Consider the following 16,730-nt stretch of genomic DNA (forward strand, 5'->3'; position numbering starts at 1 on the left):
ATGGCATCGGACGTGGCGGACCTGTGGCACACTCCCGCGACCGAGGCGCTGCGCGCCGGTCGGCACACGAAGGTCTCGAAGATCGACCCCAAGGCCACACCCGGGTTCGACGGGGACAAGGCCGATGGTGAGCGGCTGCTCGAGGAGCGCGGTGCGGTGCTGTCGGCGCTGCAGGAGAAGCTGTATGCGAACGGCCGTGCCGGTGACGAGCGGTCGGTGCTGCTGATCCTGCAGGGCATGGACACCGCCGGCAAGGGCGGGATGGTGCGGCACGTGATCGGGCACGTGGATCCACAGGGCGTCGACCATGCTGCGTTCGGGGTGCCGACACCCGAGGAGAAGCGGCACCACTACCTGTGGCGGATCAACAAGGCCCTCCCCCGCGGCGGGCAGCTCGGCGTGTTCGACCGTTCCCACTACGAGGACGTGCTGGTGGTGCGGGTCCACGATCTGGTGCCGCCGGACGTGTGGGCCGGCCGCTACGAGGAGATCAACCAGTTCGAGCGGGAACTCGTCTACAACGGAACGACTCTGGTGAAGGTCGCGATGTTCGTCTCCCTCGACGAACAGAAGCAGCGTCTCGCCGAACGTCTCGACCGCCCCGACAAGTACTGGAAGTACAACCCGGGCGACGTCACCGAACGCGCCCTGTGGCCGCAGTACCAGGAGGCGTATCAGGCGATGCTCGACAAGACGTCCACGGACCACGCACCGTGGTACGTGGTCCCGTGTGATCGCAAGTGGTACAGCCGGATCGCGGTGACCGAACTGCTGATCGACGCCCTCACTCGCCTCGATCTCGAGTGGCCGCCGGCCGATTTCGACATCGAGGTCGAGAAGGAGCGCCTGGCCCGGTCGTGAGCCGCCCGGGCGGGGATACGGGTATCAGAAGGTGGAGGCGTCGATCACGAACCGGTAGCGCACGTCGCTCGCGACGACCCGGTCGAACGCCTCGTTGATCCGGTCGGCGGAGATGAGTTCGATTTCGGCGCCGATGCCGTGTTCGGCGCAGAAGTTCAGCATCTCCTGCGTCTGCGGGATGCCGCCGACGAGGGAGCCGGCGAGACTGCGGCGGTTCTTGAGCAGGGAGAATCCGCGGACGCTGATCGGGTTCTCGGGCAGCCCCAGTTCGACGAAGACGCCGTCGAGGGTGAGCATCGACATGTACCGGTCGATGTCGAGATTGACGGAGACCGTGTTGAGAATGAGGTCGAAACGCTTGCGCAGTGCCTTGAACGTCTCCGGGTCGGAGGTGGCGTAGTACTCGTCGGCGCCGAACCGCAGGCCGTCGTCCTTCTTGCTCAGCGACTGGCTCAGCACGGTGACCTCGGCGCCCAGGGCGTGTGCGATCTTGACGCCGACGTGGCCGAGGCCGCCCATACCGACGATCGCGACCTCCTTGCCCGGGCCCGCACCCCAGTGGGCGAGCGGCGAGAACAGGGTGATGCCGGCACACAGCAGCGGTGCCGCGACATCGAGTGCGAGGGAGTCCGGGATCGAGAGCACGAAGTCCTCGGTCACCACAACGTGCGTGGAATAGCCTCCGGCGGTGCGCTTTCCGTCCCGTCCGATGGTGTTGTAGGTGTCGACGACACCCTTTTCGCAGTACTGTTCCTCACCGGCCTGACAGTTGATGCACTCGCGGCACGAGTCGACGAAGCAGCCGACACCGACCCGGTCGCCGACGGCGTGCCGGGTGACGTCCGAGCCGACCTCCGCGACGATGCCGGTGATCTCGTGTCCGGGAACGACGGGGTAGGAGGTTCCGCCCCACTCGTTGCGGGCGGTGTGGATGTCGGAGTGACAGATTCCGGCGTACTTGATCTCGATCAGCACGTCGTGGGGGCCGACGTCGCGGCGTTGGATCGTGGTCTTCTCGAGCGGGGCATCGGCAGCGGTGGCGGCGTAAGCGGAGACATCGATCATGCCTACATGCCTACTCGCTGTCGCCGATCGCCCGCAACGGACCCCTGACCTGGTCGGTATTTCGACCGTTTTCCCCGAAACTGCCCGAGCCGTGTCCCGTCCGCCTAACATCTCCCAAAATTGGACAGTAGTCCAGATTCAGGACGGTCGGTTGTGTCCGGGAGGCGAGGGACGACGTGGGCAGAAGAAGAACGATGGTGTCGGCAGCATTCACCGCGTGCGCATCGGCCCTGGCCCTGACCCTGGCGCCGACGGCCGCGTCCGCCGCACCGGTTCCGACGCCGATCACCCAGTTGCGTGCCGAGGGAACGCAGCTCGTCGACGGCTACGGGCGCACCGTCCTGCTGCACGGCGTCAACAACGTCGACAAAGAGGCCCCGTACATCGAGCCGGGCGACGGGCTGACGATCACGGCGGCCGACGCGGACCTGCTCGCCGGATACGGCTTCAACACCGTCCGGCTCGGGGTGTCGTTCGACGGGCTCATGCCCACCCGCGGCGTCGTCGACACCGTCTATCTGGACCGGGTGGCCGGCGTCGTCGACGTCCTCACCGCCCGCGGCATCCACGTCCTGCTCGACAACCACCAGGACGGGCTCTCGAAGCCGTGGGGCGGCAACGGTTTTCCCGAATGGTCGATCCAGTCGCGGCCGCAGTCGTGGGAACCCAATCCGGGTTTCCCGCTCTACTACGTCATGCCCAGCATGAACGCCGGCTGGGACGAGGTGTGGAACAACACGCACGGTGCACTCGACTACCTGGGCGACGCCCTCGGCGCCCTCGCGGCACGGATGGCCGGCAAGACCGGCGTCATGGGCATCGAGCTCATGAACGAGCCGTGGCCCGGTTCGCCGTTCCTGACGTGCTTCCCGAACGGTTGCCCGGACTTCGACCGCACCTACCAGTCCGCGATGCAGCAGCTGACCGACGCTGTCCGCGCCGAGAACCCCGCGATGCCGGTGTACTGGGAACCGAACGTCACCTGGAACCAGATGATGCCGTCGAACCTGGCGAACCCGCCGAGGACACCGACGATCGACGACGACGACATCGTGTTCGCGCCGCACGACTACTGCATTCCCAGCCAGCTCGCGATCTATCTGGGGTCGTCGCAGGCGCTGCGCGGACTGTGTGTCCCCCAGCAGGATCTCACGTGGTCGCACGTCGACGAATTCACCGGCCGCTCCGGTGTCCCGACGGTCGTCACCGAATTCGGGGACGGTGACCCGACGGTCCTGCGGAACACCCTGGCCCGCGCCGACGAACGGTTCGTCGGCTGGCAGTACTGGCACTACTCGTCGATCGAGGGCCCGGGGGCGACATCGGATCCGTTCCTCGGACCGGTCGGACGCCAGCTCGTACGCACCTACCCGCAGGCGACCGCCGGCGACCCCGGCCGGATGATCTTCGACCCCGACAACGGAGACTTCGCATACCGGTACACGCCGCACGTCTCGACGAAGCCGACCGAAATCTACGTCTCCGCACTGCACTACCCCGACGGCTACGACGTCGTCGTCGACGGCGGGCACGTCACGTCGGCACCGGGCGCACGCATCGTCACGATCGAGGCCGACGGCACCGGCCCGGTCACCGTCCACGTCCAGCGGCCGGGATCACCGGGCGCCGCGGTACCCGACGGTCCGATCACCACCGGATCGTCCGGCAGTACCGGTTCCCTGGACGGTTCCGGCTCCTGACGCACCGTGGGCCCCGGGCCCGGATCCGCAGACGATCCGAGCCCGGGGCCCACGTTCGTGCCGCACCTACCCCTGCGCGGCGCGGCGACGCAGCCGGCGAGCCGCCGCAACCAGGTTGCGCAGCGACGGCTCGAGCTGCCAGTAGTGGCGGGTCTTGAGACCGCCGTCGGGGTTGGCCCACAGCCGGTCCAGTTCGATGGACTCGGCTGCCTCGGTGAGGAGTTCGTCGAGTTCGTCGATGTCCGGGATGCGCGCCGACCGGGACTCGTAGACGCCCGGGCCGACACCGTGGGTGAGAGCCTTCTCCTTGAGGGCGTCCAGCACCCAGCCGATCGACCGGGTCGCGACGATCGCCGTGACGTCGGCATCGAGCCGCTCGATCGCGTCGACCACCGACCGCCGCCCCGAGTACGTCAGATGCGTGTGGATCTGCGTCTCGGGCCTGGCACCGCCGGTCGCGAGGCGGAACGCGTCGACCGCCCAGTCCAGGTACTCCTTCTGCCCGGCCTTCCGGGGCGGCAACAACTCCCGGACGGACGGTTCGTCGACCTGGATGATCGCGATGCCGGCCTTCTCGAGGTCCGCGATCTCGTCGCGGATCGCGAGCGCCAACTGGTCCGCCGTTTCGTGCAGCGGCTGATCCTGCCGCACGAACGACCGGGCCAGCATCGTCACCGGTCCGGTGAGCATTGCCTTGACCGGCTTGTCGGTGAGCGACTGCGCGTACGAGATCCATTCGACCGTCATGGCTTTCGGACGTCGGATATCGCCGTACAGCACCGGCGGACGAGTGCACCGTGACCCGTAGGCCTGCACCCAACCGAAGTGGGTGAACGCGTATCCCTCGAGCAGTTCCGCGAAGTACTGCACCATGTCGTTGCGCTCGTGCTCACCGTGCACGAACACGTCGAGCCCGATGTCTTCCTGCAAAGCAATGGTTTTCGCGATCTCTTCCCGGATCCGGGTGTAGTACTCGTCCCACGTGAGACGGCCCTCGCCCAGGGCGTAGCGCGCCTGCCGGATCTCGTCGGTCTGTGGGAACGACCCCAGCGTCGTGGCCGGCACGAGCGGCAGGTTCAGCCGCTCCTGCTGCGCGATGCGCCGCTCGTCGTACGGTGCCCGCACCCGGTGCTCCGGCCGGATCGCGTTGACCCGGGCCCGGACGTCCTGCTTCTGCTTGAAGTGCACCGACGTCGGCTTCTTGCGCCACCGGTCCGACGGCCCCTCGGTGAGTGCCTTCGCGAGCGACACCACCTCGCCGACCTTCTGCTTCGCGAATGCGAGCCGGTCCGCGACGTCACCGGGCATGTCGTACTCGGCGAGCACGTCGTACGGGACGTGCAGCAGCGTGCACGACGTCGACACGACGAGGTCCGGAACGACGTCCTTCAACTCGTTCAGGTAGGTGAGCGTGTCGAACCGGTCGACGCGCCACACGTTGCGGCCGTCGACGATGCCGGCGTAGATCCGCTTGCGGCGGATACCGGGCACCTTCGCCAGCTGCTCCGCGGTGATGCGTCCGTTGATCAGATCGAGTCCGATCGCCTCGACCGGGGTGGCGGCCAGGATCGGCAGCGCCTCACCGAGCGACCCGTACGGGCCGGTGACGAGGATCCGCGGCCGCAGCGGTGCGTGCGTGAGCGTGTCGTAGGCCCGCGCGAGTGCTTCCAGCTCCTCGGGCGAACGGTCCTCGGTGAAGCACGGCTCGTCCAGTTGGACGCACGTCGCACCGGCCTTCGCGAGCTGTGCGAACAGCTTCTCGTACTCCGGCAGCAGGCGATCGAGCAGATCGAGGGGCGTGAAACCCTCCTGTGTGGAGCCGGGCGCGGTCTTCGACAGCAGCAGCAGCGACACCGGCCCCAGAATCACCGGGCGCAGTTCGATGCCGACGGCCTTCGCCCGCTCGAACTCGTCGAGCACTGTCTCCGAACGCAATCCGAACACCGTGTGCTCGGACAGCTCGGGCTGGCGGTAGTGGTAGTTGGTGCCGAAGAAGCGCACCAGTTCGAGCGGCGGGAAGTCGGGGAGCCCGCGCGCCAGCGTGAAGTAGAAGTCGAGCGGGTCGAGGTCGCTCTCGAGCGGCGCGAACCGCTCCGGGACCGCCCCGAACAACAGTGCGTTGTCCAGAACGTGGTCGTAGTAGGAGAACGTGTTGCCGGGAACCTGGGTCAGCCCGGTCGCCGCCAGTTCGCTCCAGGTCTGCTCCTGCAGTTCCCGGGCGACGGACTCGAGTGCGGCCTTGCTTCCCGTGCCGTGCCAGTAAGCCTCGAGCGCGCGCTTGAGCTCCCGGCGGGGACCGATACGCGGGTATCCCAGGATGCTGGATCCGTACCCGTCGGTGGGTGCAGCGGACATGGGGATCGCCCTTTCGTAGGCGTCTACACCCGTGCGCCTTTCCGGTAGTGGCTACCACGGAAAAGGCGCACGGGTGCGGAGCGCTCGACTCAGCTTGCCTTCTTGGTGACGCGACCGTTGTCGACGTATTCGTAGAAGCCGGCTCCCGACTTCTTGCCGACGAGCCCTGCCTCGACCATCCGCAGCAGCAGGGGCGGTGCCGAGTACAGGGGTTCTTTGAACTCTTCGTACATGGAGTCGGCGATCGCCTTGACGGTGTCGAGTCCCACGAGGTCGGTCAGTGCGAGTGGCCCCATCGGATGGGCGCAGCCCAGGACCATCGTCTTGTCGATGTCCTCCTTGGTGGCGAATCCGGATTCGACCATGCGGATCGCGGACAGCAGATACGGCACCAGGAGTGCGTTGGCGATGAAGCCGGCGCGGTCGCTGGACCGGACCACCTGCTTGCCGAGCACCTCGCCGGCGAACGCTTCGGCGCGAGCGGTCACGGCGGGACTGGTCTTGAGTGTCGTGACCAGTTCGACGAGCGGGAGGACGGGGACGGGGTTGAAGAAGTGCATGCCGATCACGCGTTCGGGTGCCTTGGTGGCGATGCCCAGTTTCATGATCGGGATCGAGGACGTGTTCGACGCGAGCACCGCGTTGGGGTCGGTGACGATGGAGTCGAGTTCGGTGAAGATCTCGCTCTTGGTCTTCTCGTCCTCGACGACGGCCTCCACGACGAGCTGCCGGTCGGCGAAGTCTCCGAGGTCGGACGTGAAGCGCAGCCGCCAGGCGGCCTGTTCACGTTCACGTTCGGTGATCTTGCCGCTGCTCACTCCGCGATCGAGCGAGCGCAGGATGCGTGAGCGTCCCGCCGCAGCGAGTTCGCGGCTCGGCTCGTACACCAGCACGTCGACGTATGCGCGGGCGCACACCTCGGCGATTCCCGAACCCATGATGCCGGCGCCGATCACACCGACGCGCTGAATCTTTTCGCTGGTCACGTCAGCTCCTTTACGGAAGTGGAGGTCGGTTCCCGGGAGGGATCGAACCCGGAGGACACCCGGCCGATCCCTCCCGAGAGGTCGAAGGGTCTAGTGGAACTGGCCCTCTTCGGTGGAACCCTTGAGGGCGGCCGTGGAGGTGTTGGGGTCGACGGTGGTGGCGATGGAGTCGAAGTAGCCGGCGCCGACCTCACGCTGGTGCTTGATGGCGGTGAAGCCACGCTCCTCGGCGGCCTTGAACTCGCGCTCCTGCAGGTCGACGAACGCGGTCATACCCTCGCGGGCGTAACCGTGCGCCAGGTCGAACATGCCGTAGTTGAGGGAGTGGAAGCCGGCGAGGGTGATGAACTGGAACTTGAAGCCCATCGCGCCGAGTTCCTTCTGGAACTTCGCGATGGTGGCGTCGTCCAGGTGCGCCTTCCAGTTGAAGGACGGGCTGCAGTTGTAGGCGAGCAGCTGGTCCGGGAACTCGGCCTTGACCGACTCGGCGAACTTCTTGGCGACCTCGAGGTCCGGCACACCGGTCTCCATCCAGATGAGGTCGGAGTACGGGGCGTAGGCCTTGGCGCGGGCGATGCAGGGCTCGATGCCGTTCTTGACGCCGTAGAAGCCTTCGGCGGTGCGGGTGCCGTCGAGGAATTCGCGGTCACGCTCGTCGACGTCGGAGGTCAGCAGGGTCGCGGCCTCGGCGTCGGTGCGGGCGATGACGACGGTCGGGACGTCGGCGACGTCGGCGGCCAGGCGCGCGGAGGTCAGGGTGCGGATGTGCTGCTGGGTGGGGATGAGCACCTTGCCACCGAGGTGGCCGCACTTCTTCTCCGACGCGAGCTGGTCCTCCCAGTGCGAACCGGCGACACCGGCCGCGATCATGGCCTTCTGCAGCTCGTAGACGTTGAGCGCGCCACCGAAGCCGGCCTCACCGTCGGCGACGATCGGGGCGAGCCAGTTGTCGACGGAGGTGTCGCCCTCGACCTTGGCGATCTCGTCGGCGCGCAGCAGCGCGTTGTTGATGCGACGCACGACCTGCGGGACGGAGTTGGCCGGGTACAGCGACTGGTCCGGGTAGGTGTGGCCGGACAGGTTCGCGTCACCGGCGACCTGCCAGCCGGACAGGTAGATGGCCTTGAGGCCGGCGCGGACCTGCTGGACGGCCTGGTTGCCGGTGAGGGCACCGAGCGCGTTGATGTAGTCCTCGTTGTTGACGAGGTCCCACAGGATTTCCGAACCGCGGCGGGCGAGGGTCGCTTCCTCGACGACGGAGCCCTGCAGCTTGACAACCTGCTCGGCGGTGTAGTTACGGGTGATGCCCTTCCAGCGGGGATTGGTGTCCCAGTCCTGCTGGATCTGCTCTGCGGTCTTCGGAGTGCCGGTGGTCGACATCGATAGCTCCACTTCTTCTCTGCTGCTTCAGCCGGTACGGATGTACTGCTTCACATCGTTGCCAGGCCTTTCGGATGTACGAGTCGACAATGGCACAGCCGAAAACTGCCGTCTACCTGTTGCTAATGCCAATCTTCGCTAGCTTTTCAGACCAATCTGCAAAGCTTGCTAATTTTCCTACCGGCCAAGCAAATGCTTGGGTTACCCGCCGGTAGGCGAGAAAGTTACCGGCAAGTAGCCCCCGACCTCGGCGTTGCCGTGAAAATCGGACACAGCTATCCGGATCCAGAAATCGGTCGGACTCACCCGAATGCGACAGGAGGCCCCACGCTCACGCAGGGCCTCCTGTGGCAGCAATCACACACATGTCGGCTACGGATCGGCGGCGATGGACACCCGTGCGAACCCGTACCGCGCCGCGAGTGCGGACACACCGGACAGGTCGTACGAGTGCTCACCGAAGTTCGCGCATTCGAGGACCGCGCGACCGGTGACGACGGGCGACAGTCGCGTCACCTCCCAGCGGGTGCGGACGAGTTCTCCGACCCCACCCGACGCCCCGCCGACCAGATCGGCACGCCACGACTGCTCGGCCAGCCACTCGGGCGTCAGGCGTGTGGCGCCACCATCCTCGCCGTCCAGTTCGACGCGTCCCACCACTCCGCGGTCGTCCCCGTCGTCCGGCGAGATCGAGAACCCCATGCCGCCGACGCCGTTGACCAGACTCAGGGACGACTGCGCCATGGCGGGCAGCGCGAAGGGGTCGCGGTCGGCGTCGACGATCGGGGCGCCCACGAGCAGGTCCGACGTGAAGGCACTTTCGGTCCTCGCACCGGGCAGCAGGCCGCTGCACGACATCCCCGCGAACATCCGGCCGACCGGCACGCCGACGGAGTCCGACGTCGCGGACATCGGCTCGACCATCCACACCGCGAGCTGTGGGCACGAAGGCACCTCGAAGTGGCCGGGCAGCAGCGCCCGGGCGAAACCGGGGCCGACGGGCGTCGTGAGGACCAGCCACCGGGCCGTCACGGAGATCGCGTCCGGGCCGGCAGTGTCCCCGGCAGGTTCCAGCGACTCCCGGCTCACCGGCTGCGGTCCGCCGCGTGCGCGCCGCTTCGACGTGAAGATCATCGGGCCCTCTTCGTGTGCGCTGGGGTCCGAGCGGCCTGGGATGCTGCCCGAATCCAAACTGACTGGCCATCAATGCTTTACATAAACGAGCGTCGATCGTTGCCCAGCTTTTGCCACAGTCCTCGAGATGTCAAGCATCGTTCCTGAAACAACATGATCGGTCCGTTACCCGCTCTGCTAACTCGCCTCTTTGCACGGTTAACAACACGCTCGTACCCTGGCGTCATGTCCAAGACCTTCGTCGGAGCCCGACTGCGGCAACTCCGGACCGACCGCGGTCTCAGCCAGGCCGCTCTGGCGAAGACCCTCGAGATCTCCGCGAGCTATCTCAACCAGATCGAGCACGACGTGCGCCCCCTCACCGTGCCGGTGCTGCTGCGGATCAGCGAGGTGTTCGGCGTCGACACCACATTCTTCTCGTCGCAGGACGACACCCGCCTGATCGCCGAGCTTCGTGAGGTGGCCCTCGACAAGGACATCGGCATCGACGCGGATGCGCAGGAGATCGCGGAGATGGTGTCGTCGCACCCGGGGTTGGCGAAGGCGATGGTCAACATGCACCGCCGGTTCCGGAACACCAGCGCACAGTTGGCAGCGGCCACCGAGGACCGGTTCAGCGACGGCAGCGGCAGCGGGTCGATCACGATGCCGCACGAAGAGGTCCGCGACTACTTCTACCAACGACAGAACTACATCCACGATCTCGACACCGCGGCCGAGGACCTCACCGCACGGCTGCGGTTCCATCGCGGCGACATCGCCGACGGTATCGCGCGCCGCCTCGAGAACCTGCACGACGTGCAGATCGTGCGCCGCATCGATCTGGGTGAGAACGTCCTGCACCGCTACGACCCGGAAACCCGGGTCCTGGAGATCTCCCCGGCACTCTCCGGTGGGCAGCAGGTGTTCAAGTTCGCCACCGAACTCGCCTACCTCGAGTGCGGTGATCTGCTGCGTCGACTCGTCGACGAGGGCAATTTCACGTCCGACGACGCCCGCTCCCTCGCGATGCTGGGCCTGGCGAACTACTTCGCAGCCGCGACGGTACTGCCGTACGGGCAGTTCCACGAGATCGCCGAGGACTTCCGCTACGACATCGAGCGGCTGTCGGCGTTCTACGCGGTCAGCTACGAAACCATCTGCCACCGGCTCTCCACGCTGCAGCGCCCCAAGCAGCGCGGTGTGCCGTGGTCGTTCGTCCGCGTGGACCGCGCCGGCAACATGTCGAAACGACAGTCCGCCACCGGCTTCCACTTCTCGTCGAGCGGCGGCACCTGCCCGCTGTGGAACGTGTACGAGACGTTCGCCTACCCGGGCAAGATCATGACGCAGATCGCGCAGATGCCCGACGGCCGCAACTACCTGTGGGTCGCGCGCACCGTGGAGCGGCGTGCGCAACGCTACGGGCAGCCCGGCAAGACGTTCGCGATCGGCCTGGGCTGCGAGCTGCGGCACGCGCCGCGGGTCGTGTACGCCGACGGGCTCGACCTCGCGGGCAGCACCGCCACCCCGATCGGGGCGGGCTGCCGGGTATGCGAGCGGATGAACTGCCCGCAGCGCGCCTTCCCGCCCCTCGGCAAGAATCTCGACATCAACGAGCACCGGAGTTCGGTGTCGCCGTACACGATTCGCTGACCGTCTACGGTCGGCTTCCGCTGCGCAACCCGAGCCGCTGCGTCGCGAGGGCCTTCACCGCACCCTTGGCGACCTTGCCTCCCGCCGCGAGCGGCAGCTCGTCGGCGACGACGACGTACTCCGGCACGTACTCGCGGGTGACGCCGCGCGCCGTGAGCCACTCGGCCAGCCCGGTGACGGTGAGCGCGGAACCGTCCCCGGTCACCACGACCGCGCACACACGTTCACCGAACAGGTCGTCGGGCACCCCGACGACCGCGACCGCGGCGACCGCCGGATGGCCCTGCACCGACTCCTCGACCTCGACCGCCGAAATGTTCTTGCCGCCGCGGATGACGATGTCCGCCTTGCGGCCCACCACCCGGACCCGGCCCGCCACGTCGATCTCGACGACGTCGCCGAGCAGCATCCAGCCGTCGTCGGTGTACAGCTCGGCGTCGGCCGCCGGATCGTCCCAGTAGCCACGGCACACGAGGGGGCCGTTGACGCCGGGCTGCCCGCGCCGCACGTCACCGCGCACCTCGGTACCGCTGTCGTCGAACACCCGCACCCGCATGTCGTCGATGACGTGCCCGCACGTCCGCAGCCGGGTGTCGGCGTCGTCGTCGACGGTCGTGACGCTCACCGCGCCGGTCTCGTTCGACCCGTAGAACTGGAGGACCGCCGCACCGGTGCGCTCCTCGAACGCGAGCGCCTCCGAATACGGCACCGCCTCGCCGCCGGTGAACATCACCCGCAGCGCACCGAGATCGGCGTCGTGGGCTCGCGTCGACCGCAGCAGCATCTTGAACTGGGTGCTGACGCAGTGCAGGACCGTCACCCGCTCCCGCTCGAGCAGGTCGATCATCGTGTCGACGTCGAACCGGTCGAGCACCACGACGGGGGAACCGAGCAGCACCGGCAGGAAATGCGCTGTCCACAAACCGAATCCGAACGGTGCCGGCACGGCACCGAGGAAGACGTCGTCACCCGTGATGCGTCCGGCACGGATCGCGATCCGGCAGAACTCGATCCACCGGTGCTCGGTCTGGGTCACCAGTTTCGGCAGTCCCGTCGTGCCGGACGTCGAGTTGAGCATCGATACGTCGTGGATCGTGAACCGTGGTCCGGCGGCGCCGAACCGCCGCTCGGTCACCGGCAGCACCCGGCCACCGGCGTCCTCGGCGGTGGCCGACCCGTCGGTGTCGACGTAGACGATGCGGTCGAGGTCGGTGTGCGGCACCGGCTCCGCACCCGGAACGCCGGTGCCGGTGCCGGTGCCGGTGCCGGTGCCGTGCAGGCTGCGCGACGTGATCAGGACGCGGGCCCCGGAGCGTCCGATCAGGTGCGCCACTTCCTGTGCACCCGAACGGGATCCGATACCGACCGCGATCCGGCCGGTGCGCCACGCGGCGACCAGGGCGGCGTGGAAGACCATCGTGTCCGGCAGATACACCGCGACCGCACCGTCCGCGGCGCCGGCGAGCGCCGACGCGATCCGATCCGCTGTCGCGTCGTATTCCGCCCAGGAGACGCGGGTGTCGCGGGTGACGAATGCGGGCGCGTCGGGTGTGACGGTCGCGTGGTGGCGGACCAGTTCACTGACGCTCCGTACGGGGAGGCCCGGATCCTCGTTCACCGGGCCACCAGTCGGCGCAGGTCCCGGACCGCAGCCTGCAGCTCGCGCACGTCCCGGCGCAGTCCGTCGAGATCGGAATCGTCGTCACTGTGGTCGATCTCGGGTTCCGGTTCGACGACCCGAGCCGGAACCGGAGCAACAGGCGTGCCCGGCGTCCCGACCGCGAACCCGTCCAGGAACACGGTTATCAGGTTGTGTCGCAACCGATCCGAGTCCCGGTCCAGGGTCGGCCGACTGTTGCGGACCGTCGACCACACCGCGTCGCTGAGCATCCGGTGGAAATGCCGGACGTCGAGGTCCGCACGGAACTCGCCCGATGCGACCCCGGCCTCGATCGTGGCCGACCAGAGCTCGTGTGCCCGGCGGACGGCCGCGTTGATCGTGTCGTCCACCGGCTGCGACGACAACACGCTCTCGTTCTGGTAGATCTCGGTCGCGAACGGGTGGTCGATGGCTGCCGCGAATGCGACCGTCACCATGCGGTCCAGATGTTCGCGGGCACTGCCTCCGCTCGCGATCGCGTCCTCGTACCGGTGGTTCAGGTCGTCCACGAACGCGATCACGATCTCGAACGCGATGTCGTCCTTGGACGCGAAGTAGTGGTACAGGCTGCCGGACAGGATGCCGACCGCGTCGGCGATGTCGCGCACGGTGGTACCGGCGACACCGCGTTCGCTGAACAGCTTCGCAGCGTGGAACAGAATCTCTTCCCGTCGGGTCGATGCCACCCGTGGAACCTCCGCTCCTCAACCGATCGAGCGCTTGCTCGTTTTCGCGATGCTACCCCCCACGCGCGTGTTTCCCCGGTGTTTCCCCGCACTCTCCGTATGCTCGGCCGGCATGAGCGCAGACGACGCGACCGACGGTGACGGCCCCCTCCCCCGGGTCCGCCCGGGACGGCTCCGGGAACTGGGCCCCCTCAACTGGGTGGCATGGCGGGTGCTGTCGCTGGGCTCCGGCACGAAGGACGCGCAACTGTTCAGCACGCTCGGCCGGACCGGCGGTCTGTTCCGCGGCTGGCTGCACTACTCCGGGGTGCTGATGCTGCTGCCCGGGACGAAACTCACCCGGTTCGAGATCGAGGTCGTCGTGCTGCGGGTGGCGCATCTGCGCGACTGCCGGTACGAGATGGACCATCACCTCCGGCTCGGCCGCCGGGCCGGCGTCACCCCACAGATCCTCGACCGCATCCTGCACGGGCCGGACCACCCCGACTGGAGTCCCCGCTACCGGGCGATGCTCGCCGCGACCGACCGGCTCGTGACGACCGCCGCGATCGACGACGCCACCTGGTCGGCGCTGGCCGAGCACCTCGACGATCGCCGCCTCGTGGAATTCTGTCTGCTGGTCACCCAGTACGACGGTCTGGCCACCACGATCGGGGCGTTGCGGATCCGACCGGACTTCTGAACCGACCACGGTGGCACACTGGAGCCGTGGACCCCGAGCAGCTCCGAACCGACTTCTCCCCGTTCCTGATGACGTACCGGTTCGGCATCACCCAGCTGCTCACCAAGGTGAACATCCTCAAGGACGAGTTCACACACATCAACCGCTACAGCCCCATCGAGCACGTCACCTCCCGGTTGAAGACTCCCGAGTCCATCATCCGCAAGGCCGACCGCATCGGCTGCCCGATCACCCTCGACGACGTCCGCGACCAGATCCTCGACATCGCCGGCGTCCGGATCACGTGCAGCTTCATCTCCGACACGTACCGCATCGCCGAGATGATCACGAGCCAGCCCGACATCGAGGTCCGCGAGGTCGAGGACTACATCGCGAACCCGAAACCCAACGGCTACAAGAGCCTGCATCTGATCGTCACGGTGCCGGTGTACCTGAGCGATACCGTGCACACGATCCCGATCGAACTCCAGATCCGCACCATCGCAATGGATTTCTGGGCCAGCCTGGAACACAAGATCTACTACAAGTTCAATCGCGAGGTGCCGGAGCACCTGCTCGCCGAACTCACCGAGGCCGCCGAGACCGCGCACCGCCTCGACGTGAAGATGGAGCGGCTCAACGACGAGTTCGCGAAGATCAAGGCCCGGTCCGGATCCGACGACGACGCCGCCGAAGTGGCCCGGTCCACCCGCATGCTCGACGCCCTGCAGACCCGGCTGCACGGGCAGACGCCGCCCGACTGATCGGCGGACCGGAACCGAAACCCGTCCGTGCTCCCGATCCTGTAGGAACCCCATGTCCTCAGATGCCCAGGTGTCGTCGCCTCCGGACGTCCGGCCGCCACCCGTCCCAACCCCAACCACGATCCGCACTGACTCATCCTGTGATCCGAGGCTACGCGGCACCGACCAGAGTGGCGTGCCTGCTGCCTACACCCAGATCCAATTCACGTGCAGCCACATGAACGCCGCCCGTATCGCAGCTCCGACTTGCGGGCCGACGAACATCTCGAGGTCCAACATCTGGTCCACCACCTTCGACAACGAGCGCCCGACCTGCAGGCCACGGTACGCCGATGCCGCCGGTACAGATAGCAGAGCGCCCCGACTGCCTCGTCAGCAAGCCAACCGGGGCGCTCGTCGGCTCGTCCTAGTCCGTCGGGAACTTCTTCAGCGTGATCTTCACCAGGTCAGGGTCGAATACCTTGCGCGACTGCCCTTCCGGGATCGGCAGCACGGCCACATCGAACAACGAGGCCACCAGCACCCGGCGCTCGATCAGCGTCAGCTCGTCCCAATACCGTTGCGGGTCGTCTGTATCCACCGCGCCCACGGTCGGCTCAGGCGATGATTCCGCCTGCCGCCAAGCTGCCTCGAGCTTCGGCGTGATGCGGTCGCGGATCCGGTGAAACGTGTCCCGGTCGATCTTCTCGTCGGCGTAGTCGTCGGCTGCCTCGTCGAGCCGTGCCTGCAGCTGCCGGGCGGTGTCGAAGGCGCGTGCCTGCTCGTCGTCGGCCCGGTCACGTTTCGCCAGAGCGCGCCCTGCCTCGGTACCGAAGAACTCCACAACGGCAGCCGCTACCAACCCGTCCACGAGGTCGATACGCCGGTAAACGCACGAGTTCACGCTGCTGCAGGTGTAACTCGGTTTCGCCACCGTCGAGCGGGAAGACGCCGACAGCTTTGCCTTACACTTCCCGCACACACCGACAGCAGATAGCAGTGTCGAGGGCGCTCTGCCGAACGTCGGACGGCCCGGCGTCTTCGCGCTCAGCGCCACCACCAGACGATCATGGGTTTCGATGTCCCACAGCGGCTCCCAGGTACCGGGGATGTCGCGCCCCTTGTACCGGCGGATACCGGCATATACCGGCCGGGCCAGCATCTGGCGCAATGTTGCAGGACGCCAAGCGATCCCGGTCGGCGACGGCAGGCCGTCCTTGTTCAACCTCGTTGAGAGCGTGTACGCCGAACCACCGGAGAGGATGTAGTCGGCCCACTGGCGCACGAGCACGGCCGTCTCAGGATCCGTGCGCCATCCGATCAGCTTTCCGCTGTGCTCGTCCCGAACCGCACGGTAGCCGTAGGGGACTTTGCTACTCGGCTTCCCGGCCTCGGCGTGCGCCTTGATGCCGCGCATGGCTCGTCGGCGGATCTCGTCGGCCTCGTTCTCGGCAACCGCAGCGGAGAATGTGAGTGCCATCCGGTCGGCCGGGTCGGAGAGATCGTAGGTCCGGCCACCGATGCACCATTTCGACCCCAGCTCCGAACACAGGTCACGGATGTCGACGTACTGCTGTAGCCGTCGCGAGATCCGGGACGTTTCCCACATCACCAGCACCTGGCCGGGCCGGAGGGTTCGCCGGAGCTGTTCGTAGCCGGGCCGGTAGCCGTGCTTCGTGTGCCTCGATGCGCCGATGTCGCGGTCGGTGATCTCGGCCTCGATCTCCCAGCCGTTGCGCTCGCACACGTCGCGGCACTCGGTTACCTGCTGTTCTACCGAGCGCCCGATGCCGCGATCTCGGGACACTCTCGCGTAGATGACTGCTTTCACCAGGTCAGCGTATCGCGTAATGACAGTATTCGA

At 67.1% G+C, this 16,730-nt stretch carries 13 protein-coding genes; 5 read left to right on the plus strand and 8 right to left on the minus strand.

Features of this window, described 5'->3' with window-relative positions:
- The gene (locus tag Q5696_RS17695; protein WP_305092560.1) at positions 1 to 861 is read left to right on the plus strand and encodes a polyphosphate kinase 2 family protein; all 861 of its coding nucleotides are present in this window, start codon (positions 1 to 3) and stop codon (positions 859 to 861) included.
- A 24-nt stretch (positions 862 to 885) separates the two neighbouring features.
- Here the strand turns inward: Q5696_RS17695 and Q5696_RS17700 are convergent, their stop codons facing one another.
- Positions 886 to 1,926 (minus strand): NAD(P)-dependent alcohol dehydrogenase, encoded by a 1,041-nt coding sequence (locus tag Q5696_RS17700; protein WP_305092561.1) that lies wholly within the window; start codon positions 1,924 to 1,926, stop codon positions 886 to 888.
- Between the two features lie 194 nt (positions 1,927 to 2,120).
- Between Q5696_RS17700 and Q5696_RS17705 the strand changes: the two genes are divergently transcribed.
- On the plus strand, positions 2,121 to 3,626 hold the full coding sequence (locus Q5696_RS17705) for an endoglycoceramidase I (protein WP_305092562.1): 1,506 nt from the start codon (positions 2,121 to 2,123) through the stop codon (positions 3,624 to 3,626).
- Between the two features lie 66 nt (positions 3,627 to 3,692).
- Here Q5696_RS17705 and metE read toward each other — a convergent pair whose 3' ends face one another.
- The 4 genes from metE to Q5696_RS17725 form a co-directional block, all read right to left on the minus strand.
- Positions 3,693 to 5,981 carry a 5-methyltetrahydropteroyltriglutamate--homocysteine S-methyltransferase gene (gene metE / locus Q5696_RS17710; RefSeq protein ID WP_305092563.1) on the minus strand — a complete coding sequence of 763 codons (2,289 nt, stop codon included), beginning with the start codon at positions 5,979 to 5,981 and terminating at the stop codon, positions 3,693 to 3,695.
- Positions 5,982 to 6,070: 89 nt separating this feature from the next.
- The gene (locus Q5696_RS17715) at positions 6,071 to 6,967 is read right to left on the minus strand and encodes a 3-hydroxybutyryl-CoA dehydrogenase (RefSeq protein WP_305092564.1); all 897 of its coding nucleotides are present in this window, start codon (positions 6,965 to 6,967) and stop codon (positions 6,071 to 6,073) included.
- A 90-nt stretch (positions 6,968 to 7,057) separates the two neighbouring features.
- Positions 7,058 to 8,347 carry an isocitrate lyase gene (gene aceA / locus Q5696_RS17720; RefSeq protein WP_305092565.1) on the minus strand — a complete coding sequence of 430 codons (1,290 nt, stop codon included), beginning with the start codon at positions 8,345 to 8,347 and terminating at the stop codon, positions 7,058 to 7,060.
- A gap of 372 nt (positions 8,348 to 8,719) precedes the next feature.
- Entirely contained in the window at positions 8,720 to 9,481 is a 762-nt protein-coding gene (locus Q5696_RS17725) for a hypothetical protein (protein ID WP_305092566.1), read from the minus strand.
- Between the two features lie 225 nt (positions 9,482 to 9,706).
- Here Q5696_RS17725 and ramB point away from each other — a divergent pair, with 225 nt between their 5' ends.
- Complete coding sequence (gene ramB, locus Q5696_RS17730; RefSeq protein WP_305092567.1) at positions 9,707 to 11,116, plus strand: acetate metabolism transcriptional regulator RamB; 1,410 nt, start codon at positions 9,707 to 9,709, stop codon at positions 11,114 to 11,116.
- Positions 11,117 to 11,120: 4 nt separating this feature from the next.
- On the opposite strand, the gene Q5696_RS17735 is transcribed toward ramB, so the two are convergent.
- A complete protein-coding gene (locus Q5696_RS17735) occupies positions 11,121 to 12,734 on the minus strand; it encodes a class I adenylate-forming enzyme family protein (protein WP_305092568.1) in 1,614 nt (537 codons plus the stop codon).
- The gene (locus Q5696_RS17740) at positions 12,731 to 13,462 is read right to left on the minus strand and encodes a TetR/AcrR family transcriptional regulator (protein ID WP_305092569.1); all 732 of its coding nucleotides are present in this window, start codon (positions 13,460 to 13,462) and stop codon (positions 12,731 to 12,733) included. The genes Q5696_RS17735 and Q5696_RS17740 overlap by 4 nt, the downstream gene beginning before the upstream one ends.
- A gap of 112 nt (positions 13,463 to 13,574) precedes the next feature.
- Between Q5696_RS17740 and Q5696_RS17745 the strand changes: the two genes are divergently transcribed.
- Both Q5696_RS17745 and Q5696_RS17750 read left to right on the plus strand, forming a co-directional pair.
- Positions 13,575 to 14,144, plus strand: a complete 570-nt coding sequence (locus Q5696_RS17745; protein WP_305092570.1) for a carboxymuconolactone decarboxylase family protein — start codon at positions 13,575 to 13,577, stop codon at positions 14,142 to 14,144.
- Positions 14,145 to 14,170: 26 nt separating this feature from the next.
- Positions 14,171 to 14,887 carry a GTP pyrophosphokinase gene (locus tag Q5696_RS17750; protein ID WP_305092571.1) on the plus strand — a complete coding sequence of 239 codons (717 nt, stop codon included), beginning with the start codon at positions 14,171 to 14,173 and terminating at the stop codon, positions 14,885 to 14,887.
- A 406-nt stretch (positions 14,888 to 15,293) separates the two neighbouring features.
- Here Q5696_RS17750 and Q5696_RS17755 read toward each other — a convergent pair whose 3' ends face one another.
- Positions 15,294 to 16,697, minus strand: a complete 1,404-nt coding sequence (locus Q5696_RS17755) for a recombinase family protein (protein ID WP_305092572.1) — start codon at positions 16,695 to 16,697, stop codon at positions 15,294 to 15,296.
- Positions 16,698 to 16,730 lie beyond the last annotated feature (33 nt).

Origin of the sequence: Prescottella sp. R16 (assembly GCF_030656875.1) — a bacterium.
GTDB lineage: Bacteria > Actinomycetota > Actinomycetes > Mycobacteriales > Mycobacteriaceae > Prescottella.